At 44.2% G+C, this 25,078-nt stretch carries 22 protein-coding genes; 11 read left to right on the top strand and 11 right to left on the bottom strand.

What is annotated here, in order from left to right; all coding sequences use genetic code 11:
• Positions 1-56 precede the first annotated feature (56 nt).
• Both ppnN and xni read left to right on the top strand, forming a co-directional pair.
• On the top strand, positions 57-1,418 hold the full coding sequence (gene ppnN, locus L4D74_RS02170) for a nucleotide 5'-monophosphate nucleosidase PpnN (protein ID WP_428750494.1): 1,362 nt from the start codon (positions 57-59) through the stop codon (positions 1,416-1,418).
• A 62-nt stretch (positions 1,419-1,480) separates the two neighbouring features.
• On the top strand, positions 1,481-2,257 hold the full coding sequence (gene xni, locus L4D74_RS02165; protein WP_428750493.1) for a flap endonuclease Xni: 777 nt from the start codon (positions 1,481-1,483) through the stop codon (positions 2,255-2,257).
• 62 nt (positions 2,258-2,319) lie between these two features.
• Here the strand turns inward: xni and rlmM are convergent, their stop codons facing one another.
• The 6 genes from rlmM to seqA all read right to left on the bottom strand — a co-directional run bounded on the left by rlmM (position 2,320) and on the right by seqA (position 8,032).
• Positions 2,320-3,411 (bottom strand): 23S rRNA (cytidine(2498)-2'-O)-methyltransferase RlmM, encoded by a 1,092-nt coding sequence (rlmM, locus tag L4D74_RS02160; RefSeq protein WP_428750492.1) that lies wholly within the window; start codon positions 3,409-3,411, stop codon positions 2,320-2,322.
• Entirely contained in the window at positions 3,408-3,857 is a 450-nt protein-coding gene (locus tag L4D74_RS02155) for a DUF423 domain-containing protein (RefSeq protein ID WP_428750491.1), read from the bottom strand. Before L4D74_RS02155 ends, rlmM begins: the two co-directional genes overlap by 4 nt.
• Positions 3,847-4,473, bottom strand: a complete 627-nt coding sequence (locus tag L4D74_RS02150; RefSeq protein WP_428750490.1) for an alpha/beta family hydrolase — start codon at positions 4,471-4,473, stop codon at positions 3,847-3,849. Before L4D74_RS02150 ends, L4D74_RS02155 begins: the two co-directional genes overlap by 11 nt.
• Positions 4,466-5,374 carry a transcriptional regulator GcvA gene (locus tag L4D74_RS02145; protein WP_265673776.1) on the bottom strand — a complete coding sequence of 303 codons (909 nt, stop codon included), beginning with the start codon at positions 5,372-5,374 and terminating at the stop codon, positions 4,466-4,468. The genes L4D74_RS02150 and L4D74_RS02145 overlap by 8 nt, the downstream gene beginning before the upstream one ends.
• A 388-nt stretch (positions 5,375-5,762) precedes the next feature.
• The gene (gene pgm, locus L4D74_RS02140; RefSeq protein WP_428750489.1) at positions 5,763-7,409 is read right to left on the bottom strand and encodes a phosphoglucomutase (alpha-D-glucose-1,6-bisphosphate-dependent); all 1,647 of its coding nucleotides are present in this window, start codon (positions 7,407-7,409) and stop codon (positions 5,763-5,765) included.
• A 92-nt stretch (positions 7,410-7,501) separates the two neighbouring features.
• On the bottom strand, positions 7,502-8,032 hold the full coding sequence (gene seqA, locus L4D74_RS02135) for a replication initiation negative regulator SeqA (protein WP_250615642.1): 531 nt from the start codon (positions 8,030-8,032) through the stop codon (positions 7,502-7,504).
• 93 nt (positions 8,033-8,125) lie between these two features.
• Between seqA and L4D74_RS02130 the strand changes: the two genes are divergently transcribed.
• From L4D74_RS02130 to fldA, 3 genes are all read left to right on the top strand, one after another.
• Positions 8,126-8,881, top strand: coding sequence for an alpha/beta fold hydrolase (locus L4D74_RS02130; protein ID WP_428750488.1), 756 nt, complete (start codon positions 8,126-8,128; stop codon positions 8,879-8,881).
• A 98-nt stretch (positions 8,882-8,979) separates the two neighbouring features.
• Positions 8,980-9,201, top strand: a complete 222-nt coding sequence (locus L4D74_RS02125; protein ID WP_250615644.1) for a DUF2788 domain-containing protein — start codon at positions 8,980-8,982, stop codon at positions 9,199-9,201.
• Between the two features lie 50 nt (positions 9,202-9,251).
• A complete protein-coding gene (fldA, locus tag L4D74_RS02120) occupies positions 9,252-9,785 on the top strand; it encodes a flavodoxin FldA (protein WP_428750487.1) in 534 nt (177 codons plus the stop codon).
• Positions 9,786-9,820: 35 nt separating this feature from the next.
• On the opposite strand, the gene L4D74_RS02115 is transcribed toward fldA, so the two are convergent.
• On the bottom strand, positions 9,821-10,333 hold the full coding sequence (locus tag L4D74_RS02115) for a DUF4442 domain-containing protein (protein WP_428750486.1): 513 nt from the start codon (positions 10,331-10,333) through the stop codon (positions 9,821-9,823).
• Positions 10,334-10,541: 208 nt separating this feature from the next.
• On the opposite strand from L4D74_RS02115, the gene fcrX reads away from it, so the two are divergent.
• A complete protein-coding gene (gene fcrX / locus L4D74_RS02110) occupies positions 10,542-10,988 on the top strand; it encodes a ferric iron uptake transcriptional regulator FcrX (RefSeq protein ID WP_428750485.1) in 447 nt (148 codons plus the stop codon).
• Positions 10,989-11,096: 108 nt separating this feature from the next.
• Here the strand turns inward: fcrX and glnS are convergent, their stop codons facing one another.
• Together glnS and nagE are read right to left on the bottom strand one after the other, a co-directional pair.
• Complete coding sequence (glnS, locus tag L4D74_RS02105; RefSeq protein WP_428750484.1) at positions 11,097-12,767, bottom strand: glutamine--tRNA ligase; 1,671 nt, start codon at positions 12,765-12,767, stop codon at positions 11,097-11,099.
• A 250-nt stretch (positions 12,768-13,017) separates the two neighbouring features.
• Positions 13,018-14,589, bottom strand: a complete 1,572-nt coding sequence (gene nagE, locus L4D74_RS02100; RefSeq protein ID WP_265673770.1) for an N-acetylglucosamine-specific PTS transporter subunit IIBC — start codon at positions 14,587-14,589, stop codon at positions 13,018-13,020.
• A gap of 478 nt (positions 14,590-15,067) precedes the next feature.
• On the opposite strand from nagE, the gene nagA reads away from it, so the two are divergent.
• The 4 genes from nagA (at position 15,068) to asnB (ending at position 20,994) form a co-directional block, all read left to right on the top strand.
• Positions 15,068-16,204, top strand: coding sequence for an N-acetylglucosamine-6-phosphate deacetylase (nagA, locus tag L4D74_RS02095; RefSeq protein ID WP_428750483.1), 1,137 nt, complete (start codon positions 15,068-15,070; stop codon positions 16,202-16,204).
• A 2-nt stretch (positions 16,205-16,206) separates the two neighbouring features.
• On the top strand, positions 16,207-17,421 hold the full coding sequence (gene nagC, locus L4D74_RS02090; protein ID WP_265673768.1) for a DNA-binding transcriptional regulator NagC: 1,215 nt from the start codon (positions 16,207-16,209) through the stop codon (positions 17,419-17,421).
• 103 nt (positions 17,422-17,524) lie between these two features.
• On the top strand, positions 17,525-19,105 hold the full coding sequence (locus L4D74_RS02085) for a cation:proton antiporter domain-containing protein (RefSeq protein ID WP_428750482.1): 1,581 nt from the start codon (positions 17,525-17,527) through the stop codon (positions 19,103-19,105).
• 224 nt (positions 19,106-19,329) lie between these two features.
• Complete coding sequence (gene asnB / locus L4D74_RS02080; protein WP_428750481.1) at positions 19,330-20,994, top strand: asparagine synthase B; 1,665 nt, start codon at positions 19,330-19,332, stop codon at positions 20,992-20,994.
• A 72-nt stretch (positions 20,995-21,066) separates the two neighbouring features.
• Here asnB and L4D74_RS02075 read toward each other — a convergent pair whose 3' ends face one another.
• Positions 21,067-22,251, bottom strand: a complete 1,185-nt coding sequence (locus L4D74_RS02075) for an NnrS family protein (RefSeq protein WP_428750480.1) — start codon at positions 22,249-22,251, stop codon at positions 21,067-21,069.
• A 331-nt stretch (positions 22,252-22,582) separates the two neighbouring features.
• Here L4D74_RS02075 and L4D74_RS02070 point away from each other — a divergent pair, with 331 nt between their 5' ends.
• Positions 22,583-23,584 carry a substrate-binding domain-containing protein gene (locus L4D74_RS02070; RefSeq protein WP_428750479.1) on the top strand — a complete coding sequence of 334 codons (1,002 nt, stop codon included), beginning with the start codon at positions 22,583-22,585 and terminating at the stop codon, positions 23,582-23,584.
• Between the two features lie 78 nt (positions 23,585-23,662).
• Here L4D74_RS02070 and L4D74_RS02065 read toward each other — a convergent pair whose 3' ends face one another.
• Entirely contained in the window at positions 23,663-25,048 is a 1,386-nt protein-coding gene (locus tag L4D74_RS02065) for an MFS transporter (RefSeq protein WP_428750478.1), read from the bottom strand.
• Positions 25,049-25,078: the final 30 nt, after the last annotated feature.

Genomic DNA, 25,078 nt, shown 5'->3' with positions numbered 1-25,078 from the left:
ACTGTCTCTTCGCCTCGGTTGGCAATCGCTTTTGGTTCTAGACAAAGGAAATGCCTATGATCACGCATATCAGTCCTGCTGGCAGCATGGACCTTCTTTCTCAACTTGAAGTTGAGCGCCTTAAAAAAACCGCCGCTAGTGACCTCTATCAGCTCTATCGAAATTGTACGCTTGCGGTGCTTAATTCTGGTAGCCACACTGACAACTCGAAAGAACTACTAGATAAACACCTCTCCTTTGATGTCAATGTCATGCGACGTGAGCGAGGCATCAAACTTGAACTGTCTAACCCTCCTGAGCACGCATTTGTTGATGGGCAGATAATTAAAGGGATTCAAGAACATCTATTTGCGGTGTTACGTGACATTGTCTACGTCAATATGCACCTTGCCGATAGCCAGCGCCTTAATCTCACCAACTCTGCACACATTACTAACTTGGTCTTTGGTATTTTACGCAACGCCCGAGCACTCACTCCGGGAATTGAACCCAACCTCATTGTTTGTTGGGGTGGTCACTCAATAAACCCAACCGAATATCAATACACCAGAGAAGTCGGCAATGAATTAGGTCTGCGAGAGCTTAATATTTGTACTGGATGTGGACCCGGTGCGATGGAAGGACCAATGAAAGGCGCAGCCATTGGCCATGCGAAACAACGCTATACCGAAAAGCGCTACCTAGGATTAACCGAACCTTCCATCATCGCCGCTGAGCCACCGAATCCTATCGTTAACGAACTGGTGATCATGCCAGATATAGAAAAGCGTTTAGAAGCCTTCGTGCGCATGGCACACGGCATCATCATTTTCCCAGGAGGCCCAGGAACAGCAGAAGAGCTGCTTTATATTCTGGGCATTATGATGCACCCAGATAATGCAGAGCAGCCTCTACCTATTGTGCTTACTGGACCAAAAGAAAGTGAAGCCTATTTCCGCTCTATTGATGAGTTTGTGCGAGACACGCTGGGTGAAGAAGCGCAAAAGCACTACCAGATTATTATTGACGATCCTGCTAAAGCGGCCAGAGTCATGAAAAATGCCATGCCTGATGTCCGTGAGCACCGGAAGAAAAATGGCGATGCGTACAGTTACAATTGGTCGTTACATATTGAGCCTGAATTCCAACTCCCGTTTGACCCAACACATGAGAATATGGCGGGATTAGACTTACACCTTAACCAACGACCAGAAAACCTCGCAGCGGCGCTTAGGCAGGCATTTTCTGGGATTGTTGCTGGTAATGTTAAGGCGGAAGGTATTCTAGAAATAGAAAAGCACGGTCCATTCTTGATTGATGGCGATAAAGCACTCATGACAAAAATGGACAAATTACTTGGCGATTTTGTTCAGCAGCAACGTATGAAACTACCCGGCTCAGAATATATCCCATGTTATAAGATAGCCAACCGCGAATAAAAGCCTGAAACTGCTCGTGAGATTCATTACAATAAGACCACGTTATTCTGTGGTCTTTTTTTATGTCTATTCATCTTGTTATTATTGATGCACTTAATCTTCTCCGACGAGTGCATGCCGTACAACCTGACCCAGAAGATATTGATCGTACCATTCTCACTACGACCCGCACTCTAAAGCGAATCATTAAAGAGTCTGAGCCTACTCATATTATTGCGGTTTTTGACCACCACGACCAAGATCGCGGTTGGCGAGCAGAGATCCTTCCTGAATATAAACAAAACCGCAAACCCATGCCTGAGCCGCTCTATTTAGGGCTAGAAAAGGTTCAAGACGCGTGGTGGCAGCTGGGGATTGATTCGCTACTCTCCGAAGGAGATGAGGCAGACGACTTGGTGGCAACACTAGCCGTTAAGGTTGCAAGTCACGGCGAAAAGGTAACGATAATTTCAACAGACAAAGGTTACTGTCAGCTGTTATCACCCACCCTACAGATCCGTGACTATTTCCAGCACCGTTGGCTTGATGCACCTTTTATCGAGGCTGAATTTGGCGTCAAACCAGCGCAGCTTGCCGACTATTGGGGATTAACAGGCGTGAGTTCTTCTCAAGTGTCCGGTATTCCTGGCGTGGGACCTAAAGCTGCCAAAGAGATCCTAACGCAATATGACAGCATTGAAGCCGCGTTTGCCGGTGAAGAGTTGCCAAAGAAATATCGTAAAAAACTGGATGAGCACATCGACATTGCACGTAAGTGCAAACAGATCTCGTCATTAAAAACGGATATAGAGCTTGGATTTAATTTGCAAGATATTCGCTTTGAAGAGGAAAAAGGCTAAAGAAAGAGAAAATGCTTGGCTCCTAAGAACCAATTGTCCAGGAACCAAGAATCTTAAAAGTATTAATGCGGTGAGATATTCGACAGCACTTGAATATGCACCGTAATTTCTTCGCGGTCATGGTACAAATGCTTCGCTTGAAGCGTAAATTTCACCTTGTTTTCTATTAGAAATATTTTCAGGTTCTCAATGTCCTGAAGCACTTCATCGTAGCGACCTTTCATTGGCAGCTTGAGGTTAAAGATGGTTTCTTTCGCCCAGCCTTTGATTAACCACTCCCCCATAAGTTGCGCAACACGTGAAGGCTTTTCAATCATATCGCACACCAACCACGTCACATTCTTACGAGGCGGCTCAAACTTAAAACCATCTGCTTGGTGGTGCTTCACTTGCCCTGTGTCCATTAGGCTATCCGCCATCATGCCATTATCAATCGCATGCACAAACATAGAACGACGCACTAACTGATAAGTCCAACCACCCGGGCACGCACCTAAATCTACGCCCCACATACCAGAAGCAAGGCGTGTATCCCACTCTTCTTTTGGGATAAACACATGGAAAGCTTCTTCCAACTTCAACGTTGAACGGCTTGGTGCATCAGCTGGGAACTTGAGTCTAGGGATCCCCATAAAGAACGCTGAGTTGTTCACTGGTAACGAGTAACCAATGTAACAGTGACCAGGTTCAGTAAAGCAAATATGCATCACGGGTTTCTTAGCGTTGTCTTTGTTGTATAACAACCCTTTACCGCGCATAGCTTGACGCACTGGAACCGTGAATTTACGGCAGAACTTGAGCAGCTCTTTGGCTTCATTCGTGTCTGGAGTTTCGATACGAAGATCGCCACACATCGGCAGGCCATCTACCTGACTTAACGACTCTAAGATTGGTGAGATACGGTCATCCGATGGTAGTGATTCTAATTCACTTGCAATGGCAAAAATCTGACGAGCAAAGATCAGCGATTTAAAGTCAAGGTCGCGGACTAGTTTTGCTGCATCACCTTCTTGGTAGCATTCAAATAACACATATCCTGAGTTATTTTTTACTCTTGGAAAACCAAAGACTTCAAGCTGTGTTGCTTTGTCTTGAATTTCACCAGCACACTCTTTTTCGAATCCAGAGCGGCAATATAGCATTAACTGTTTCACTGATTGACTCCATCTTTGGTCGTTTCGTCAGTCATCCGATATCCACCTAAGGCAAGAAAACCCCACCCCAACATGAACATCACACCACCTAAAGGAGTGATAGGCCCAAACCACTTCACTCCAGTCAGCGCTAGTGCGTAAAGACTACCACTGAAGAAAAGGATGCCGATGATAAAGCAAATCGCGGCACGATGAAACGCCTTTTGTGAATTAGCGTGTCGGGTATTTACCATAAGCAACGCACAAAACAGCAATGCCAGTGTATGGAGAAACTGATACGTCACACCCGTTTGAAAAACATCCAGTAAATAAGGTGGCAGTAAAGCCTTTAACCCATGCGCAGCAAAGGCGCCCAAAGCCACACTAATTAAGCCGAATAATGCTGCTGTCACAATAAATAACCGGCTAGATTGGCGGTAGTATGGTGTCATCGGGTTAGCAGACATCCGTAATACCTTTAACAAATAGTGCTAATCGATCAACGGCCATTTGGCGATTTTGAGTTTCGGTAAAACCAGAGGATTTTCTTGGTTTTAAGCTATGATCACCATCGGGAATAAAGGTTACTGAGACTTCGTTCGAGAACTCAAACGCGTCAAACTCTTCTCGTTTACCAAACGTATCACGCTCACCTTGCAAGATTAGACAAGGTTTAGCGATGCTCGCCAACTGCTCGCCTTTATATTTTTCCGGTTTGCCTGGCGGATGAAATGGGAATCCCAAACAAGCGACAGCTCTCACGTTATCATGTTCAGATAGCAGCGATGCCATTCGTCCGCCCATGGATTTACCACCAATCACAATCTGACTATCACCAGCGATATACTCTATCACTTCGGTCATCGCTGCTAATAACTTAGGCGCGCGATCCGGTGGTCGCTTCTTACCGTCTTCGGCTCGCTTAATCATGTACGGGAAGTTAAAGCGTACTACTCTGATCTCTTTGGCAGCCAGACGGCTAGCAACATCTTGCATGAACTCATGATCCATCCCCGCACCCGCGCCATGAGCAAACAAAAATATCGGCGCACCTTCTGGGCCATCAAAAATAAGATTATCCATCAAACAATACTTCCTGTTCTTTTTGCGCCTTAGCTAACATCCAATCTCTAAAAGTCGCGATACGCCCCATATCCGCTTGTTTTTCATGACAAACAACATAGAAGGCGTTTTTGCTAACAAGGACTTCATCAAACGGTGCAATTAAACGCCCGGCATCTAACTCTGGTTGTGCCAATACGTTATTACCTAACGCGATACCTTGCCCATGAGCCGCCGCTTGGAGCACCATTGTCGAATGGCTAAAAATTGGACCATGGTTCACATTGACACCATCTAATTCATTTTGCTTAGTAAATTGTTTCCAATCTTTACGCGATGTGTCATGCAACAAGGTATGTTTCGATAGATCAGCTAAGGTATCAAGTGGTTTTGTCCCCAACAGTAATGCAGGGGAGCACAGCGGAACTAAAAACTCTTGATATAATTTATCCGCACGTAGACCCGACCAATTACCTCTACCGTAGTAAATTGCCACATCCACATCATCGGTTAATGAGCCTTCATCCATATCAACCGCCTTAATGCGCACATCAATATCCGGCTCTTGCTCATTAAAATCAGCAAGGCGTGGCACCAGCCATTGAATAGCAAAACTAGGCGGTAGACTAATGGTCAGTGCGCCTTTTTCGCTGCGCTCAAGGACTTTGTCAGTCGCCTCTGACAACGCTGTGAAGATATCTTTAATATCGAGAAAATAACTTTGCCCTTCTTCCGTTAGCAGCAACGAACGGTTTCGGCGTCGGAATAACTTTAAACCTAGAAATTCCTCAAGCGCTTTTATTTGATGACTCACCGCAGCTTGAGTAACGAAAAGCTCTTCAGCAGCACGAGTAAAGCTTAAATGACGCGCAGCAGCTTCAAAAACTTTCAGTGAGTTTAGTGGGGGTAAACGTCTAGACATAGAGCACTCTCAAATGCATTAGTTTTTTTTATCTGAAACATTATAATTTGTCCATTGCCGAACAGCCAGAGAAATTCTATATTTCATCCCGCAAACGCGAGTCTGAACGGCTTGGTTCTCTCTAGAATCAATTGACTCGTGATTGCGATGTTGTGTTTGCAATCTCGATTTTCGAGTTCGGTAGATTCTACCACCATGCTTTGATTAGTTATCCCCTATTCGAAGTGTGTACTTCCTGTATTTTGACCTGTCTGTCAAATTTTCGTACACCGCCTTTATGGCGGTGTTTTTTTTTCCTAAAATTTAATGCCTCATAATGTGCATAAAAAAACGGTCACATTATGTGACCGTTTTTTGCAAATCTATAAATAGCTGAGCTAATCGTTAATTACAGTCCTGCGTTAGCGAAAACTTGGTTAACAATCTCTTGAGCTTCTGCTTCAATAAGCTTAAGGTGCGCTTCGCCCTTAAAGCTTTCACAGTAAATTTTGTAGATGTCTTCTGTTCCAGATGGACGAGCCGCAAACCAACCATTTTCGGTGGTTACTTTAAGGCCGCCAATTGCCGCACCATTACCCGGAGCGTGCGTTAGACGTGCAGTTATCGCATCACCCGCTAACGTCTCAGCCGAAACCATATCCGGAGACAGTTTCTTCAAGATATTTTTCTGCTCAGTATTAGCAACAGCTTGAATACGGTTATATTGTGACTCACCATGCTTAGCAGCAAGCGCTTCATAATACTCTTGTGGGTTTTTACCCGTCACGGCAGTAATCTCAGCCGCAAGCAGACACAAAATGATGCCGTCTTTATCCGTTGACCATGGCGTACCATCTTTGCGCAGGAATGAAGCGCCAGCGCTCTCTTCACCACCAAAGCCAAACTCACCGTTATACAGCCCATCAACGAACCATTTAAAGCCAACAGGCACTTCACACAGTGTGCGGCCCAGATCAGCAACAACGCGATCAATTAAGGCACTTGACACTAAGGTTTTGCCCACCGCGACATCCGCGCGCCATTGCGTACGGTGGCGATACAGGTAATCAATACAAACCGCAAGGTAATGGTTCGGGTTCATTAAACCTTTTGGTGTCACGATGCCATGGCGGTCGTAATCAGGGTCATTACCAAACGCAAGGTCGTAGTCATCTTTCAGTGCTAATAGACCCGCCATCGCGTACGGCGATGAGCAGTCCATACGAACGACACCATCTTTGTCGAGTGACATAAATTGGAAAGATGGATCAATAGCTTCACTCACCAAAGTAAGATCAAGGTTGAAGGTTTTAGCAATCTGGCGCCAATATTCGATACCAGAGCCACCTAATGGATCGACACCGATTTTAAGGTTCGCTTTTTGAATCGCTTCAATATCAATAACATTCACAAGATCATCAATATACGGTTGAACCAAATCACGCGACTCAACAAGTTCAGATTTCAATGCTACCGCAATAGGAAGACGTTTTACATCTTGTAGCTCTGCAGCAATGATCTCATTGGCGCGATCTTCAATCGCCTGAGTCAATTCAGCCTCAGCAGGACCACCATGGGTTGGGTTGTACTTAATGCCACCATCTTGCGGCGGGTTATGCGAAGGTGTGATAACAATGCCATCAGCCTTATCTTCATTGACAAGGTTATGAGTCAAAATGGCATGGGAAACGCCAGGAGTCGGTGTGTAGCCGCCTTCTTCTTGAATAACAACGTGCACACCATTAGCAACCAATACTTCAACCACATTAGCAAAAGCTGGCTCAGATAGCGCATGCGTGTCTTTACCAATAAATAACGGCCCCGTTGTTCCATGCTGTGCACGTACTTCGGCAACAGCTTGGGAGATCGCTAAAATATGATTTTCGTTAAATGTCGCTTTATCGGCACTACCACGGTGACCAGACGTACCAAACTGAACACGATGTGCTAAGTTCTGTGGTTCTGGTTGAATGAGGAAGTAGTTCGATACTAATGCGGGAATGTTGCACAAATCTTCTTGCTGAGCCTTCTGGCCCGCTCGAGGATGGATAGCCATAACAGACGTCCTTATAATATTAAGCCTTAAAAATAAAAAAAACCTCATAATGTCCGCCAGTTGCCGGTCGCTATGAGGTTTGAATCGAAACTCTAAATCGAAGTCGTCACTTTCTCGACGATATCTGCAGGTAATCCCATGACGGTCATCACCTGCTCGACCATTTGCCGCTTACGGCTAGTATTGGTATTGGTGATTACCCACAGCGGTGTATTAGGAATGGCTTTAGGTTTTGTTGTGGTGCCACTTTCTAATAACGTATTTTCATTATCCGCGAAATAGACGCGCTTACGACCTTTCACCTGCGTCGCTTCAGAAAAGCCCTCTGGGTTTAAGCGATGAAGGGTTGATAACACCAACATAAATCTATCGATCGCTTTCTTTAACCCTGCAAATTCGTCAGAGATAAGCAAAGTACGCATTTCTTTAACAAAATCAACCTGTTCTACTTTTGGCGCTTCTTTGCTGACAACGATAGTTTTAGCGGCGGCCGGTTTCTGTTCCGTTTTAGACGCATCAACATTGAGCAGTCGTCTCAAGATATCAGAAGCACTCTCTCCGATATGGTGGGTTTGACTGGCAATGTAACGGTATAGATCCTCATCAACCTCAATTGTTTTCATTCGCTTTTCACAATCTCTATGTTTAAACTCTGGGTGATTATAACGAGTTCCGCCGTGAACCTCTACGATAAACGCATCACGAATAACAGAAAAATGTCATCACTATTAAACTATAAAAGAGAAGGGAGTGGCCAGCCCGTCGTATTGATTCATGGCCTGTTTGGCGACCTCAACAACTTAGGGGTGCTTGCTCGCGACTTAAAACAAGACTTTGACGTCATCAGCATCGACCTAAGAAATCATGGTAAGTCCTTTCACAGCAGTGAACACAGCTACCCTGTGATGGCAAAAGATGTCAGCATCCTCCTTGATTCTCTCAACATTACATCCCCCATAATCATTGGTCACTCTATGGGCGGAAAAGTCGCCATGGCGCTTTGTGAGCATTATCCGCTAGCCAAGCTGATTGTGCTAGACATGTCACCAGTAAAATATCACACCCGACGCCATGATAATGTTTTAGCGGGACTTGATGCGGTGCTATCAACGAAACCGACGACTCGCAGCGAAGCGATGGAACAGCTAGCACAACATGTTGAAATAGAGGGCGTGCGGCAATTTTTAGGTAAATCACTCTACAAAGTTGATGATTATTTAACATGGCGTTTTAACGTTCAATCACTTAAAGCCAACTACTTAAACATCCTAGACTGGCAGGCTATCAGTAAAACTGACGTGCCTATTCTCTTTATTAAAGGCGGAGACTCCGACTATCTAACCGCGGAGCATCAACCTTTAATTCAACAGCAGTTTTCTCACCCAAAAGCGCATGTGATTGCAAAAACGGGGCACTGGTTACATGCCGAAAAGCCGACGGAAGTGCTTCGAGCAATACGCAAATTCATCTAATTTAGACATCAAACTAATGCTTGTTGACCAGCGTGGATTAACTTTAGCTTTTAACAGTGGTATAGTTTCGCGCAAGCATATTGGCATAAAGGAATAGCATGCTTTACGACTACATAGACAAGTTGGAATCTATCGGATTAGATCTATTGTTTGCGTCGATTTTCTTTCTAATCGGCATGGCAATAAAAGACGTTCTCAAGCAAGGCAACGTCCCAACGTTTGGTCGCCGTATTGTATGGCTGGTGCTCTTTCTAGGTTGTGCTGGATTCATTGCCAAAGGCATAATCCAGTTAAGCTGGGAAGGCTCAGGGATTAGTTAACTATCCCCACTTCTTTAGTCAAAAATAGACAATGAAAAGGTACTGAATCTATGGCAAGTGTAGGTCTATTCTTTGGTAGTGATACTGGTAATACAGAAGCTATTGCAAAGATGATCCAAAAACAATTGGGTAAACAGCTCGTTCACGTTCAAGATATCGCGAAGAGCAGCAAAGAAGATATCGATAACTTCGACTTACTTCTTCTTGGTATCCCGACTTGGTATTATGGCGAAGCTCAAGCAGATTGGGATGACTTCTTCCCAGAGCTTGAAGGCATTGATTTTTCAACGAAGCTTGTGGCAATTTTTGGCTGCGGCGACCAAGAAGATTACGCTGAATACTTCTGTGATGCTATGGGTACAGTACGCGACATCGTTGAAGCGAAAGGTGGCACTATTATCGGTCACACTTCAACTGATGGCTATGAGTTTGAAGCTTCAAAAGCCCTTGTTGAAGGCGACGACTCTCAGTTTGTTGGTCTTTGCATTGATGAAGATCGTCAACCAGAACTGACTGACGCACGCGTATCAACGTGGACAAAACAGCTCTATGAAGAGATGTGTCTTGCAGAGCTAGAAGATTAAGCTAAAAAGGCCTCCTAGTAAGGAGGCTTTTTTATTTACGTCGCGCTCATCTCTTCGTCAGCACTCGCCGATGACCGATATTTTGGTTTTTTTCGGATATATAGTTTTCTTTGAATCGTTGCCACCACATCACCACTATCATCTTTGATATGCGTAATAAACTCCGGGAAGCATTTTTCACCGCAAGCCGTCTTTTCAGCAATTTCGTCTAACATACCCTGCGTCACCACAAACTCCGCTTCCAAGCATGAAAAACCAGGTTTAACAAAGTTTATACTCGCTTCTTTGTCCCATACGTAATACTGCTCACGTAAAATCCCCATTAACATCAAAGAGTAAATCGGATCGGTCATTGAAAAAATGCTACCACCAAACTGAGAGCGGTTAGCATTTTTGTTCCACCATCGCAATTTTAGACGCACCTTGACCGTTCGAAAGTCCTCACTAATGTCTACAATTCGGATCCCTGCCCCCCAAAAAGGCGGCCATATATTCAAAGCAAACTTAACGTTGTTAGGTTTGTAGATCTTGGCCAATCGTTTATCCATACTCGGTAACCCATATCCATCTGCAATTTAGTTTCACATGTAAACAAATTGTAACTGGTCAGATGTGTATGTAAAGTGACAGAGTTCGAGTTCTATGTTAATAGTTAGTAACCCCTTGAACTTCGTGGTTTATTGTTAAGCCTTAGTACCCTATAATGAACAGATTATTGACATCTGTTTATTGCTGCAGATCATCACAGGAAAGTATATGTCAGACAATAACAAAGCACTTAAAGATGCCGGCCTTAAAGTCACACTGCCTAGACTAAAGATTCTAGAAGTATTACAAAAGCCTGAATATCAGCATATTAGTGCTGAGGATTTGTACAAAAAACTCATCGATTTGGGTGAAGAAATTGGACTGGCCACCGTTTATCGTGTCCTTAACCAATTCGACGATGCAGGCATCGTGACTCGTCACCACTTTGAGGGTGGTAAATCAGTTTTTGAATTATCAACTCAACATCATCATGACCACCTAGTTTGTCTAGATTGTGGCGAAGTTATTGAATTTTCTGATGAAATGATCGAAACTCGCCAAAAGGAAATTGCGGCAAGATACAATATTGAATTGACCAACCATAGCTTATATCTATACGGTAAATGTGTTGGTGGTGCTTGTAAAGAAGACCCTAAAGCTCACAAACCAAGCTAGCACTAATTCAACAAATCGCTTTAAAACAAAAAACCAGCTCATGAGCTGGTTTTTTTATGCCTAGAGAACCTAACACTAGGTTCTCTAGGATTCGTTTGAACAGCGGTGTTAGTTTGTTTCGATTTTAGCCCAAGTATCACGCAGCCCAACTGTGCGGTTAAACACGAGAGCGTCTGGCTGTGAGTCCTTGCTATCGATACAGAAATATCCTGTACGCTCAAACTGGTAACCTTGCTCAGCAGTCGCAGCTGCTAAACTCGGCTCAACAAAGCCGTTTAGCACAACCAATGATTCTGGGTTAATTGTCGCCGCAAAGTTATCTTCCGCAGCTGGATTTGCAACGGTGAATAAACGATCGTAAAGACGAATCTGAGCAGGTAAGCCTTTATCAGCTGATACCCAATGAATAACGCCTTTAACCTTGCGACCATCCGCTGGATTTTTACCTAATGTCTCATCATCATAGCTACAGAAAATAGTCGTAATGTTACCTTCGGCATCCTTCTCAATGCGTTCGGCCTTAATTACATAAGCGCCACGCAAACGAACTTCTTTTCCAAGCACTAAACGCTTGTACTTCTTGTTTGCTTCTTCACGGAAGTCATCACGCTCAATCCATAACTCGCGAGTAAATGGAACTTCACGGCTACCCATTTCTGGCTTATTAGGATGATTCGCAATATTCAGTGTTTCTGCCGCGCCAGCCGCAAAGTTCTCAATAACCACTTTTACTGGCTCTAACACAGACATGGCACGAGGTGCGTTTTCATTCAAGTCATCACGAATACAAGATTCCAATGAACCAAACTCAATCATGTTCTCTTGCTTAGTGACACCAATGCGCTTACAAAACTCACGGATAGACGCAGGAGTAAAGCCACGACGACGAAGACCAGAAATCGTCGGCATACGTGGGTCATCCCAACCATTCACTAAGTTTTCAGACACGAGCTGACTAAGTTTTCGCTTAGACATCACCGTATACTCAAGATTCAGGCGGCTAAACTCATACTGATGAGGCTGGCAGTCAATCGTGATGTTCTCTAGAACCCAGTCATACAAACGACGGTTGTCTTGGAATTCCAGTGTACACAATGAGTGAGTGATACCCTCAAGCGCATCTGAGATACAGTGTGTAAAGTCATACATCGGATAGATGCACCACTTGTTACCCGTTTGGTGATGCTCGGCAAAACGTACACGGTATAAAACCGGATCACGCATCACCATAAATGATGAAGCCATGTCAATTTTGGCACGCAAACACGCTTTACCTTCAGCAAAGTCACCCGCGCGCATCTTTTCAAATAGCGCAAGGTTATCTTCAGCGCTGCGATCGCGATATGGGCTTGCTTTACCTGGCGCCGTTAATGAACCACGGTATTCACGGATTTGCTCTGGACTTAACTCATCAACATAAGCTAAGCCTTTGTTAATTAGTTCAACGGCATAGTCATACAACTTATCGAAGTAGTTCGATGAATAGCAAATTTCACCAGACCAATCAAAGCCCAACCAGCTCACATCATTTTTGATCGATTCAACGTATTCAACGTCTTCTTTTTCAGGGTTCGTATCATCAAAACGTAAGTTACATTGGCCTTGATAGTCCTGAGCAATACCGAAGTTCAAACAAATAGATTTCGCGTGACCGATGTGCAGGTAACCATTCGGTTCCGGCGGAAAACGAGTATGCACGCTAGTATGTTTGCCATCGGCTAAATCTTTATCAATGATTTGGCGGATAAAGTTCGATGGACGAGCCTCAGCTTCACTCATCTATAACACCTCTATGGTTTAGTATTGTCAGATTGTATAGGCTCCAATGATCCACAATTCTTCGGAAAACCACAACAATAACTCGCACTTTATAAGGATTATTTTCACTTATCCCTTTGCTCAATACTAATCTAACGACACCAAACAAAAAAAACCTCTCCGAAGAGAGGTTTTTTAACTTATGTTTTTAAGACCGATGTTCTTAAGACTTAAGCTTTTTAAGACCTAAACAACTTAGTTAGGTTCTAGCCTAAGGAAGTTTAACATCAGATAGGTCTTCACCAGCACCGATTGCTTTCATTTCACCAGCAACGATTTCCGCTAGAGGGCCAAGGATAACTTGTAGGTTATTTTCACCTAGTTTAACAACACCTTTCGCGCCAAGCTTCTTAAGTACAACTTCGTCAGCTACTGAGCGGTCTTTTAGAGTAAGACGTAGACGAGTGATACATGCATCGATAGACGTTAGGTTATCGTGACCACCAAGAGCTTTTAGGTATTGACGAGCTAGGTCGCCTTTAGGTGCATCACCAGCTGCTGCAGGTGTTGCTTCATCGTCATCTTCACGACCTGGCGACTTCAAGTTGAATGCGCGGATTGCAAAGCTGAAAGTGAAGAAGTATAGAGCACCAAAACCTAGACCGATTAGTAGTAGTACGAATGGTTTAGTCGCTAGACCCCAGTTCAATACGAAGTCAATAAGACCTGCAGAGAAACCAAAGCCGTGTAGTGTACCGAACATGTTAGCAACTACTAGAGACAGACCTGTGAACACTGCGTGCATTGCGTATAGAGCAGGAGCAAGGAACACGAACATGAACTCTAGAGGCTCTGTGATACCAGTTAGGAATGAACAGAATGCTACTGAGAATAGTGCGCCACCAACTTGGCTGCGTTTTTCAGCAGGTGCCGCTAGGTACATTGCAAGTGCAGCACCAGGCAGACCAAACATCATTACAGGGAAGAAGCCGTTCATGAATACGCCAGCGCCTTTATCGCCGCCGAAGAAACGGTGAAGGTCACCAGATTTAACTGTTTCAGTCACTTCTTTCACAGTTGCTGTGATTTCAGGTGTTACTGAGTTAGCAAATTCAAATGTGTGAGTTTGACCAGCAACTAGAGTCTTAGCAAGAGCAGGGTCAACACAAAGTTGTTGGATAGCAGGAAGTGCTTGACCAGCAGCTTGTGCGCCAGCAACTAGAACTTCTTGACATGTACCCATACCGAACCAGAAGTACGAGTTAAGAACATGGTGAAGACCAACAGGGATAAGTGCACGGTTAAGTGTACCGTAAACGAATTGGCCAACAGCGCCAGACGTTGATACAGCGTGTGCTAGTGCATCTAGACCAGATTGGATACCAGGCCAAATAACACCAGAAAGCGCACCAGCAACTAGAGCGAAAAGACCCGCCATAATTGGTACAAGACGCTTACCAGAGAAGAATGCTAACCATTCAGGCAAACGCGTCGTGCTAAATGCGTTGTAAGAGTGACCTGCGATGATACCTGCAAAGATACCGCCAAAGAAAGACATGTTAACGTCTGCGTTAATTGTCGTTGCTGTCGCTGTCAAAACAAAGTAAGCCACTGCACCCGCAAGACCTGCTGCGCCGTTGCCATCTTTAGAAAGACCGATCGCGATACCTAGACCGAATAGTAAAGGTAGCTCACCAAAAATTGCGCCACCCGCCTGTGCCATAAACGGAATGTCTAAAAGGTCTGGCTGACCCAAACGAAGTAGAAGTGCTGCGATTGGAAGCGTCGCAATCGGAAGCATTAACGCCTTCCCGAGCTTCTGTGCATATCCTAGTATATTCACCGTGTGTTCCCCCTATAGGAATTTAGAATTTTGGACGACTTATTTTAGCCGTTCAATTTAGTCCTATTCAGTTTATGAAATTAATTTTGCTCCGCAAATTAAAACGTCCCCATTTGTGATCATAATCACCAGTTTTTACCAAAATGGAGGCTTTTTGCTAGCGAGATCATAAAACTTATTTTATCATACGAAAAAATGACGAGATCTCGTTAGGATTTCGCTGAAGAGAGTTGTCTCATACCCGGTAAATTTGCGACGAACATCAAAATCGCCAGGTAGATTCGCACAATAAAATAACAATAACTCTCATGTAATCATTTAGTTAAAATTAGTTATTTATTAATTTACAGCTTGCTAAGTATTAAATATGACTCTTTGCTAAGTGACACAAACTAAGTGACTCAAACCGCAAGGTGGGGGCTTTGTTTGGCACAAGCAAAGAGGTAAACCGAATTAAAAACACAAGGATTCGCTAACGATGTATGCATTAACCAATTGTAAGGTCTTCACAGGTAGTGATGTTCTCAATAATCATGCTGTTGTTATCAACGGTGAACAGATTGAAGCAGTCTTACCCATCTCAGAACTGTCTGCGTCTATGGAGCGTATCGACCTTAACGGCGCAAATATCAGCCCAGGTTTTATCGACTTACAACTGAACGGTTGTGGCGGTGTTATGCTCAATGATGAAATTACCGCTGAAACAATCCATACGATGCATCGTGCTAACCTTAAATCCGGCTGTACCAGTTTCTTACCAACGCTTATTACTTCTTCTGATGAAGATATGCGTCAAGCATTAGAAGCGGCTCGCACTTACCAAGAGCAGTACCAAAACCATTCCCTAGGACTTCATTTAGAAGGTCCATACCTAAACGTTGAGAAAAAAGGCATTCACAGCGTTGACTTTATTCGTCAATCCGATGACTCAATGATCGACTTAATTTGCGAAAATAGCGACCTCGTCGCAAAAGTCACGCTTGCTCCGGAACAAAACGCGCCAGAACATATCGAAAAACTACGTGACGCTGGCATTGTGGTTTCCATCGGCCACACAAATGCCACTTATGCTGAAGCGCGTAAAGGGTTTGAGTCGGGCATTACCTTTGCGACTCATTTATTCAACGCTATGACGCCGATGACCGGTCGTGAGCCTGGCGTTGTAGGTGCTATCTACGACACACCGGACGTTTATGCAGGAATCATTGCGGATGGCTTCCACGTGGACTACGCAAATATTCGAATTGCACATAAAGTGAAGGGTGAAAAGCTCGTATTAGTGACCGATGCCACAGCTCCAGCTGGTGCTGAGATGGATTACTTTATTTTTGTCGGTAAGAAAGTATATTACAAGGATGGAAAGTGCGTAGATGAGAATGGCACGTTAGGTGGCAGCGCATTAACCATGATTGAAGCGGTTCAAAACACAGTTGAACACGCTGGTATTGCTTTGGATGAGACGCTACGAATGGCAACGCTCTACCCTGCTAAAGCGATGGGACTAGACAACAAACTTGGTCGCATCAAAAAAGGCATGGTTGCAAACTTAGCCATCTTCGATAGAGATTTCAATGTCCAAGGCACAGTTGTTAACGGACAATACGAGCACAATTAAGCATGAATGGCGGACAAATAGGTAACGTAGATTTAGTAAAACAACTTAATAGCGCAGCGGTTTACCGCTTAATAGACCGACAAGGGCCTATCTCGCGCATCCAAGTTGCCGATGTGAGCCAACTGGCTCCCGCCAGCGTTACCAAAATCACCCGCCAGCTTTTAGAGCGCGGCCTCATTAAGGAGGTCGCCCAGCAAGCTTCAACCGGTGGACGGCGAGCAATTTCACTCACTACCGAAGTTGCCCCCTTCCACTCTATCGCCGTTCGTCTTGGCCGTGATTACGTCCAACTTTCCCTGTATAACCTCGGTGGTAATGAACTTGCTTTTGTCCAAAAAGAGTTACACTACGCCGATCAAACTGAACTGGCTAACGGCTTATTAACGAACTTGCACGCCTTTCTCAGTGACCATGAACATCGCATCGACCAATTAATAGCAATTGGTATTACTCTGCCGGGGCTTGTTAACCCAACTACTGGCGTTGTTGAATACATGCCCAACACCGACATCGATAAACTCGAACTGGCTGATCTCATTCGTTCACAGTTTAATGTCGAATGCTTCGTCGGTAATGATGTGAGAGGCATGGCGTTAGCCGAGCATTATTTTGGCTCTAGCCGAGACTGTCAGGACTCGATTCTGGTCAGCGTACACAGAGGAACGGGTGCGGGTATCATCGTCAATGGACAAGTATTCCTAGGGTTCAATCGAAACGTGGGCGAGATTGGCCATATCCAAATTGATCCACTTGGCGAACAGTGTCAATGTGGCAACTTTGGTTGCTTAGAAACCGTGGCTGCTAACCCTGCAATCGTTCAACGTGTCAAAAAACTCATCGACCAAGGGTATGAATCAACGTTGGCGCAAAAAGAAGACATCACTATAGAAGATGTGTGTACGCATGCGCTTAATGGTGACGAACTATCCAAGCAAAGCTTAGTGCGCGTGGGCAACCAATTAGGTAAAGCCATCGCCATGACTGTGAATTTGTTCAATCCACAGAAAATCATTATTGCTGGCGATATTACCATGGCGAAAGATATTGTCTTCCCTGCAATCCAGCGTAATGTCGAGAATCAATCTCTCACCACTTTCCACACAGGCCTACCTATTGTCGCGTCGGAAATAGACAAACAGCCAACCATGGGCGCATTTGCCATGATCAAACGCGCTATGCTCAATGGGGTTCTGTTACAAAAATTGTTAGAAGATTGAGACCTTGTATCGAACCTATCAAATAATAGTTTGATATACTTTGATAAAATGGATGACCACACTTCGGTGTGGTCTTTTTTATAGGCAGAAATTCGTCGTACTTATGGAACTAATACTCGTTACCGTCGCCTTCTTAGCAGGCTTTCTTGCATTAAAGTGTCAACTGCCTCCTATGGTAGGCTTTTTGCTCGCTGGATTTGCACTCCATAGCTTTGGCTTTCAGACTTCAGATACCATCATCACGTTGGCCGATCTTGGCGTCACGCTATTGCTCTTTACCATCGGTTTAAAGCTCGATGTAAAGACCCTACTCTCTAAAGAAATATGGGCAGGAGCAACCATACATAACCTACTTTCGACCTTCTTATTTGCATTATTGCTGGTCGGATTAAAAGTGCTCGGCGTATCTAGCCTTGCGACGCTTGAAATCGAACAACTGATACTGCTTGGTTTTGCACTCTCTTTCTCCAGCACCGTTTTTGCGGTCAAAACCTTACAAGAAAAAGGTGAACTAAACGCCACCTATGGTACGCTCGCGATCGGTATTCTGGTCATGCAAGACGTGTTTGCCGTTATATTCTTAACTGCATCGACCGGAAAAATACCAGAATGGTACGCCATCGCTCTGTTCGCCCTACCATTGGCAAGGCCTATCATGTTCAAACTACTCAATAAAGCGGGCCATGGCGAAATGCTAGTATTGAGTGGTATCTTTTTTGCCTTAGTGATGGGAGCAGGACTGTTCGAAATTGTTGGTATGAAACCGGATCTAGGCGCGCTGATTTTGGGTATGCTACTCGCGGCACACCCTAAAGCGTCCGAGCTTTCAAAATCATTATTTAACCTTAAAGAACTGTTCCTAGTCTGTTTCTTCCTCAATATTGGCCTCTCCGATCAACCCACCATTGAAGGCTTTATACTCGGCGTACTGCTCTTATTTTTACTGCCACTCAAAGGCGTACTGTATTTTGTTGTCATCAACGCATTCAAATTCCGCGTCCGTACCAGCTTATTAACCACACTCACACTCTTTAACTTTAGTGAATTCGGTCTTATTGTTGGAGGACTTGCCTTTAAACTAGGCTGGATCTCTGGTGATATACTGGTCGCATTGGCCATTGCGGTATCTTTGTCCTTCGTGATTTCAGCGCCACTCAATCGAATGGGGCACCTACTCTATTTGCGTTCAGCTAAATGGTTGAAAGAACAGGCCGCTGAAAAAATAAATCTACGAGACCAATTTATTAACCCGGGAGAAGCACAAGTATTGATCCTTGGGATGGGAAGAATTGGTACCGGAGCTTATGACGAACTGTATGATCGCTACGGCAAAGTCAGTTTAGGCGTTGAAGTCCGTGAAGACGCTGCACTACAACACCAAAAACAGGGACGTAATGTCATTGCTGGTGATGCTACCGACCCGGACTTTTGGGAGCGCATTCTCGATACCGCGCACGTTAAGCTGGTTTTATTGGCCATGCCTCACCATTTAGGTAACCAAACCGCGCTATCTCTTTTGCAACAAACGAACTTTAATGGTCAGGTTGCTGCGATCGCCGCCTATCCTGATCAACTAGAAGAATTAAAAGCGAAGGGAGTTAACGCTGCGTTTAACATTTACAGCGAAGCGGGCAGCGGTTTTGCTCGTCACGTCTGTGAACAACTCAACCCTTCATTGAAATAACCAATAGCATTCTCTTAAACAGACCTTTCTGTTTAAGATAATGCCCAAAAAACGGTCACACCTCACACGCCACATAGATAATATTCACTTAATTACAATAATCATTAAATTTCATTCAACAATGGGTGCTGTTTATTATCTTTTTCGTTCGCTGCGGTTGCTTTTTTTTGAGCAGATGGCAAATTGGATTCAAGAGATTTAGATTTAATTAAAAAGGAATAGCTATGTGTTCAATATTTGGCATTTTAGACATCAAGAGTGATGCAGCCGCCCTACGCCCAGTTGCGTTAGAAATGTCTAAAAAGCTTCGCCACCGAGGCCCGGATTGGTCCGGCATTTATTCATCAGATAAAGCCATCCTTGCCCATGAGCGTCTAGCTATTGTTGGTCTAAATAGTGGCGCTCAACCACTCTACAGCCAAGATAAAAAACACATCCTTGCCGTTAACGGTGAAATCTATAACCACAAAGAAATTCGTGCACGTTATGAAGACAAGTACGATTTTCAAACTGATTCTGATTGCGAAGTTATTCTAGCCCTTTATCAAGAATTCGGCGCCGATCTACTTGAAGAACTTAACGGTATTTTCGCATTTGTTCTTTATGATGAAGAAAAAGACCAGTACCTTGTGGGACGTGACCACATTGGTATTATCCCTCTGTATCAAGGGTATGACGAACATGGTAACTACTATGTGGCATCGGAAATGAAAGCCCTGGTTCCAGTTTGTAAAACCATCAGTGAGTTCCCTCCTGGTAGCTTTTACCGTTCACAGGACGCTGAGCCTCAACGTTATTACTTGCGAGACTGGAATGAGTACGCTGCCGTACAAGGCAACTCCACCAGCAAAGCAGACCTAACCGAAGCATTAGAAGCGGCGGTTAAACGCCAACTTATGACTGACGTACCTTACGGTGTACTACTCTCTGGTGGTCTTGATTCATCGATCACGTCAGCGGTTGCTAAACGTTTTGCTGCGATGCGAATTGAAGATGATGGTCAATCAGAAGCATGGTGGCCACAATTACACTCGTTTGCTGTTGGCTTAGAAGGTGCTCCAGATCTTATCGCGGCTCGTGAAGTGGCAGACCAAATTGGTACCGTTCACCACGAGATGACGTATACCATCCAAGAAGGTTTAGACGCCATTCGTGACGTGATTTATCACATTGAAACCTATGACGTAACGACAATTCGCGCATCAACGCCAATGTACCTACTTGCTCGTAAGATCAAAGCAATGGGCATCAAAATGGTACTTTCTGGTGAAGGGGCTGACGAAATTTTCGGAGGTTACCTGTACTTCCACAAAGCACCTAACGCCAAAGAATTCCATGAAGAAACCGTACGCAAGTTACTAGCACTCAATATGTTTGACTGTGCTCGTGCAAATAAATCACTTGCAGCATGGGGCGTGGAAGGTCGTGTACCATTCTTAGACAAAGAGTTTATTGACGTAGCAATGCGCTTAAACCCAGAAGATAAGATGTGTGGCAACGGTAAAATGGAGAAACACATTTTACGTGAATGTTTCGAGCATTATCTGCCAGAATCCATCGCATGGCGTCAAAAAGAACAATTCTCTGACGGCGTAGGTTACGACTGGATTGATACTCTAAAAGCAGTAGCAGAAGAAAAAGTCACCGACACACAAATGGAAACGGCAGCCTTTAGATTCCCATATAACACGCCAACGACAAAAGAAGGTTACGCATACCGTGAAATCTTTGAAGAGCTATTCCCTCTAGAATCAGCGGCGCAATGTGTCCCTGGTGGTCCATCAGTCGCGTGTTCTTCAGCAAAAGCGATTGAATGGGATGAGTCATTCCAAAACTGTGTCGACCCATCAGGCCGTGCGGTCCAAGCTGTTCACAATGATGCTTACTAAGCATTAGACGACCAAACATAACTCACCTAATAAAAAACCAGCCTCTGGCTGGTTTTTTTGTGGCGAATCACATTACCCAGGGTGACCATCTACACGTGGCGTGACCAGCATTTTCCCAAAATGATACACATACATTGAGAATGCATAGGCCCATAGACCGGCACTAATATCAATCATCGTGAACATATGCTGTGGCCAGATAGCAACGCCAACACTGCGTAACACTGCGGCAATCACAACCGCCAAAAAAGGCAGCGTCATATTGGGACCTTGATAGATAGCACGTCCTGTATGCCCCATTGTCACCCGACTTATCATTGCCAAAATCAAACCGCCTAACGCCCCAACTGCGAATAAATGCAACATCGCATGCGCAGCAAACGCATCCGTCAAAAGGCCTCGATAGAGCAAACTCAAAGGGATACAAAGATAGGCTAGCATTAACGACCACACTAAAGGCTCAGATAACGTTAGCCAAGGTTTCCAACGTAACCACTTCACCAACTGAAAAACACCAGCAACCAGCATTAACGGCTGACTAAGGGTTGCAAAAGATAATGGGAAGAAGCTCAAAATAAACAAACCAATTAATGGCAGTGTCGCCCCCCACTCAATCCAGACTTTGGGCTGCGGTTTATCATATTGAAAACGCTTCGCCGCAAAAAAAGGAATCACGCGTCCGCCCATTATTGATAACAAAATCGTAAACCACCAAAGCATAGCCTGCCATACTGCACTACTACTAAAAGGAGGCATCCCTTTAATCGTGGCGAAACTGGCAAAGTTAGCAACAATAGCAAGAAGAAATAACGGAACAAAAAATAGGTTCTTCCAACCTTTTGCAGCATACACTCGTATACCAATCTCATACGCCGCTAACAATATAAACAACGACTCAATAATAGATATCAACCAAAGTGGTGTCGGCGTCCAAAACAAAACCCTGGGTGCCAGCCATAGTGCGACCAAAACAAGTAAGCGATAGTGTTTGGTACCATTCACACCCGTCCAAGTTTGCACTGCAGTCAAAACAAAGCCCACGACAATCGCCATAGCAAAGCCAAAAATCATTTCATGTGCATGCCACCATAATGCCGGGACATGCAGTACATCGGGCTGGCCTTTTTGGAACATGATGACCCAAGCCACGACAGCAAAGATGGCATACACACTTCCCATTAAAAAGAACGGACGAAAACCAAGACGCAACCATGCAGGGATCTTCTCTTCCACTTTTTTGTCTGTAATATTTATCATCGTACTTCACTTAATAATCAATCTAATTACCATAATGCACATTTCATTCCAACATTATTACTTCTTATATAACAGTAAATTAAAAAACATCAGCCACAAAAGATGTCATTTAGACACTACAATAAAGGAGTCAAATAAACCCATTCGAATCCATTAGACACAAAACAATGGATAATAAGAAGTATCCGACATTTGTAAAACGTTTACACCTCTGCCTAATTCCCGTTGCTGTTAGTGTTGTGCATCACAAACCCTTTATTTTTGTGAAACATTGTTTGCGATATTTACACAACAAGCGTCTAATTAGTTTATAGATTATAAGAGGTTTCAGATGGCAACGATAAAAGATGTCGCAAAAGAAGCAGGTGTCTCCGTAGCAACCGTTTCTCGCGTGATCAACAAATCACCCAAAGCAAGCGCCGCTTCCATCGCATCTGTGACAACAGCGATGAAAAAACTCGGCTATCGGCCGAATGCCAATGCACGAGCATTAGTCAGTCAAAGCACGAATACTGTCGGTGTCCTCGTGAGTGACGTATCCGATCCTTTTTTCGGTACCTTAGTGAAAGCTGTCGATAAAGTCGCGCATCAACACGGTAAGCATATTCTGGTTGGCAATGGCTATCACGATGCAGAAGAAGAGCGAAAAGCCATTGAGCTATTAATTAACAGCCGTTGCGATGCGCTTGTCATTCACTCTAAATCCCTCTCTGATGAAGAATTAATCCAATACGCTGAAGAAGTCAAAGGGCTCGTTTACATCAATCGCGATATCCCGCAACTACCGGGACGCTGTATCTCTTTAGATAACTATAAAGGCGCTTACATCGCCACTGAGCACCTGATTCGTAATGGACACACCAATATCGCCTGTGTCGCGTCGTCACATAAGATTGAAGATGTCGACCAACGCCTTGAAGGCTACCGTGACGCACTCAAAGCTAATAACATTACCTTGTCGGCAAGCTATATCGAATATGGTTCGCCAGATAGCGATGGCGGCGAGAAAGCCATGACCAACTTGCTGACCAAATCCTTACCGATCACGGCTGTCGTTGCCTACAATGATAATATGGCTGCTGGCGCTCTTTCTGTACTTGAAGAAAACCAATACGCATTGCCAAATCAAATGTCTATCATCGGTTTTGATGATGGACTCATTGCTAAGTACCTACATCCAAAGCTGACCACAATTCGTTACCCAATACAAATGATGGCAGAAAAAGCAGCGCAAATTGCGTTGGCACTGTCAAAGAGTGAACAAGTAGAAACGGAACCTATGGTCTATTCACCGACACTAGTACAGCGAGCCTCTGTGAGTCGCAATAACTAATACACACCAATTATGGTACACACCGATTATGGAATAAAAAACACGGTAGATTCCGCGTTTTTTATTCTTGTCATCCTATTAGTTCGTCGCTTGTGGTGTTTTGACGGATTCTACATTCACCCCTTCAGCAAACTCGCCACGCTGTAATTTTTCACGAAGAATAGCATGCTGATCTTCCGTGAACGTGTACTTCGACATAATAAAGATTCGAATCAGCGCACCCAGCGCAGGTAATAACGCAATACAGAAGAACATACCATCAAGTGCTGTCTCAGTTTGCTCTGCGTTAGGTACATACCCTATCGAGGCTAAGATAAGACCGGTTAATCCGCCAGCAACCGCTACAGATAATTTACCAGTAAACGTTTGCCCAGAGAAAGTAATCGCCGCCGTACGCTTACCACTGTGATAGTACGAATATTCTACTGTGTCAGCGATCATTGCTGAAATCAAAGGGTTCGTCATCATGAAGATAGCTGTGACTACAGCTAACCATGACATTACAACCGTCGGGTTATCGTATCCGGTCATATAGAAGCCAACACGAGCAATAATTTCCAAAACACATAGAGTGATAAAAATGTCGCGTTTCTTAAAGCGCTTGGTCAATACTGGCGTCGCCAAACAGGCTATCGCACTAACTAAAGTAATCGTACCGATTAACGAGACCAGCCCTGCATCACCCATGTTGTAAGTGAAGAAGAAAATATACAGGCCATTAACTAAGTTAAAGAACACATTCATAAAGAATGCAGCAAGAATAAAGAATAAAGGCTTATTCTTACGCACCGCTTGGAAAGTCTGTTTAAGTGTTACCTTTTCACTCGCCGTCGAAATGCGTTCCTTGGTGTTATAAAAACCATTCCACATGAACAGCAAACCCGCCACCATCAGGACAATAACCGCAGGTAAGTAACCTTGGTCTGCGCGGCCATCAGCAAAATAAGCGCTTAATTTAGGAAATAGCACCAGTGTTGCACCAATACCTGCATTAACACCTAGCATGGCACATGTCGCAGCTTTAGCACGCTCTTGTGGCTCATCGGTCATCACTGACGACATAGACCAAAAAGGCACATCTGAGATGGTGTATAGCGTCCCCCAAAGAATATAAGTGATACCTGCGTACATAACTTTGGTCGAAGTATCGGCATCAATGCTATAGAAAGACGCAATAGTCACTAGCACAATAAGCACTGGGGTAAACAACATGTATGGTCGGAATTTACCAAAGCGAGACTCTAAGGTATCCATATAGCCCGCTATGATGGGGTCATTAACCGCATCCCAGACACGCGCAATCAGAAATATGCTACTGGCAGCGATGGGAGAGATACCCAATATATCAGTGTAAAAATAGAGGATAAAGGAACCAACGAGACCAAAGCTAAAGCATTGGCCCACGCCATATCCAAAATAGGACATCAATTCCTTATTCGAGAGTTTATTTTGTAGGGTAGTCATAAGGTATTCTCATTCAGTATTATTATAGTA

It is taken from the genome of Vibrio cionasavignyae (assembly GCF_050337155.1).
Taxonomy (GTDB): Bacteria; Pseudomonadota; Gammaproteobacteria; order Enterobacterales; family Vibrionaceae; genus Vibrio; species Vibrio nomapromontoriensis.
This window is presented reverse-complemented; position numbering and strand designations above follow the sequence as displayed.

Coding starts and splice junctions, on each gene's coding strand:
- fldA (WP_428750487.1), top strand. CDS start 9,252: ATGGCAAGTGTAGGTCTATTCTTTGGTAGTGATACTGGTAATACAGAA.
- L4D74_RS02115 (WP_428750486.1), bottom strand. CDS start 10,333: ATGGATAAACGATTGGCCAAGATCTACAAACCTAACAACGTTAAGTTT.
- xni (WP_428750493.1), top strand. CDS start 1,481: ATGTCTATTCATCTTGTTATTATTGATGCACTTAATCTTCTCCGACGA.
- L4D74_RS02150 (WP_428750490.1), bottom strand. CDS start 4,473: ATGGATAATCTTATTTTTGATGGCCCAGAAGGTGCGCCGATATTTTTG.
- nagA (WP_428750483.1), top strand. CDS start 15,068: ATGTATGCATTAACCAATTGTAAGGTCTTCACAGGTAGTGATGTTCTC.
- fcrX (WP_428750485.1), top strand. CDS start 10,542: ATGTCAGACAATAACAAAGCACTTAAAGATGCCGGCCTTAAAGTCACA.
- L4D74_RS02130 (WP_428750488.1), top strand. CDS start 8,126: ATGTCATCACTATTAAACTATAAAAGAGAAGGGAGTGGCCAGCCCGTC.
- L4D74_RS02155 (WP_428750491.1), bottom strand. CDS start 3,857: ATGTCTGCTAACCCGATGACACCATACTACCGCCAATCTAGCCGGTTA.
- L4D74_RS02075 (WP_428750480.1), bottom strand. CDS start 22,251: ATGATAAATATTACAGACAAAAAAGTGGAAGAGAAGATCCCTGCATGG.
- seqA (WP_250615642.1), bottom strand. CDS start 8,032: ATGAAAACAATTGAGGTTGATGAGGATCTATACCGTTACATTGCCAGT.
- asnB (WP_428750481.1), top strand. CDS start 19,330: ATGTGTTCAATATTTGGCATTTTAGACATCAAGAGTGATGCAGCCGCC.
- ppnN (WP_428750494.1), top strand. CDS start 57: ATGATCACGCATATCAGTCCTGCTGGCAGCATGGACCTTCTTTCTCAA.
- L4D74_RS02065 (WP_428750478.1), bottom strand. CDS start 25,048: ATGACTACCCTACAAAATAAACTCTCGAATAAGGAATTGATGTCCTAT.
- L4D74_RS02085 (WP_428750482.1), top strand. CDS start 17,525: ATGGAACTAATACTCGTTACCGTCGCCTTCTTAGCAGGCTTTCTTGCA.
- L4D74_RS02125 (WP_250615644.1), top strand. CDS start 8,980: ATGCTTTACGACTACATAGACAAGTTGGAATCTATCGGATTAGATCTA.
- glnS (WP_428750484.1), bottom strand. CDS start 12,767: ATGAGTGAAGCTGAGGCTCGTCCATCGAACTTTATCCGCCAAATCATT.
- pgm (WP_428750489.1), bottom strand. CDS start 7,409: ATGGCTATCCATCCTCGAGCGGGCCAGAAGGCTCAGCAAGAAGATTTG.
- L4D74_RS02145 (WP_265673776.1), bottom strand. CDS start 5,374: ATGTCTAGACGTTTACCCCCACTAAACTCACTGAAAGTTTTTGAAGCT.
- nagC (WP_265673768.1), top strand. CDS start 16,207: ATGAATGGCGGACAAATAGGTAACGTAGATTTAGTAAAACAACTTAAT.
- L4D74_RS02070 (WP_428750479.1), top strand. CDS start 22,583: ATGGCAACGATAAAAGATGTCGCAAAAGAAGCAGGTGTCTCCGTAGCA.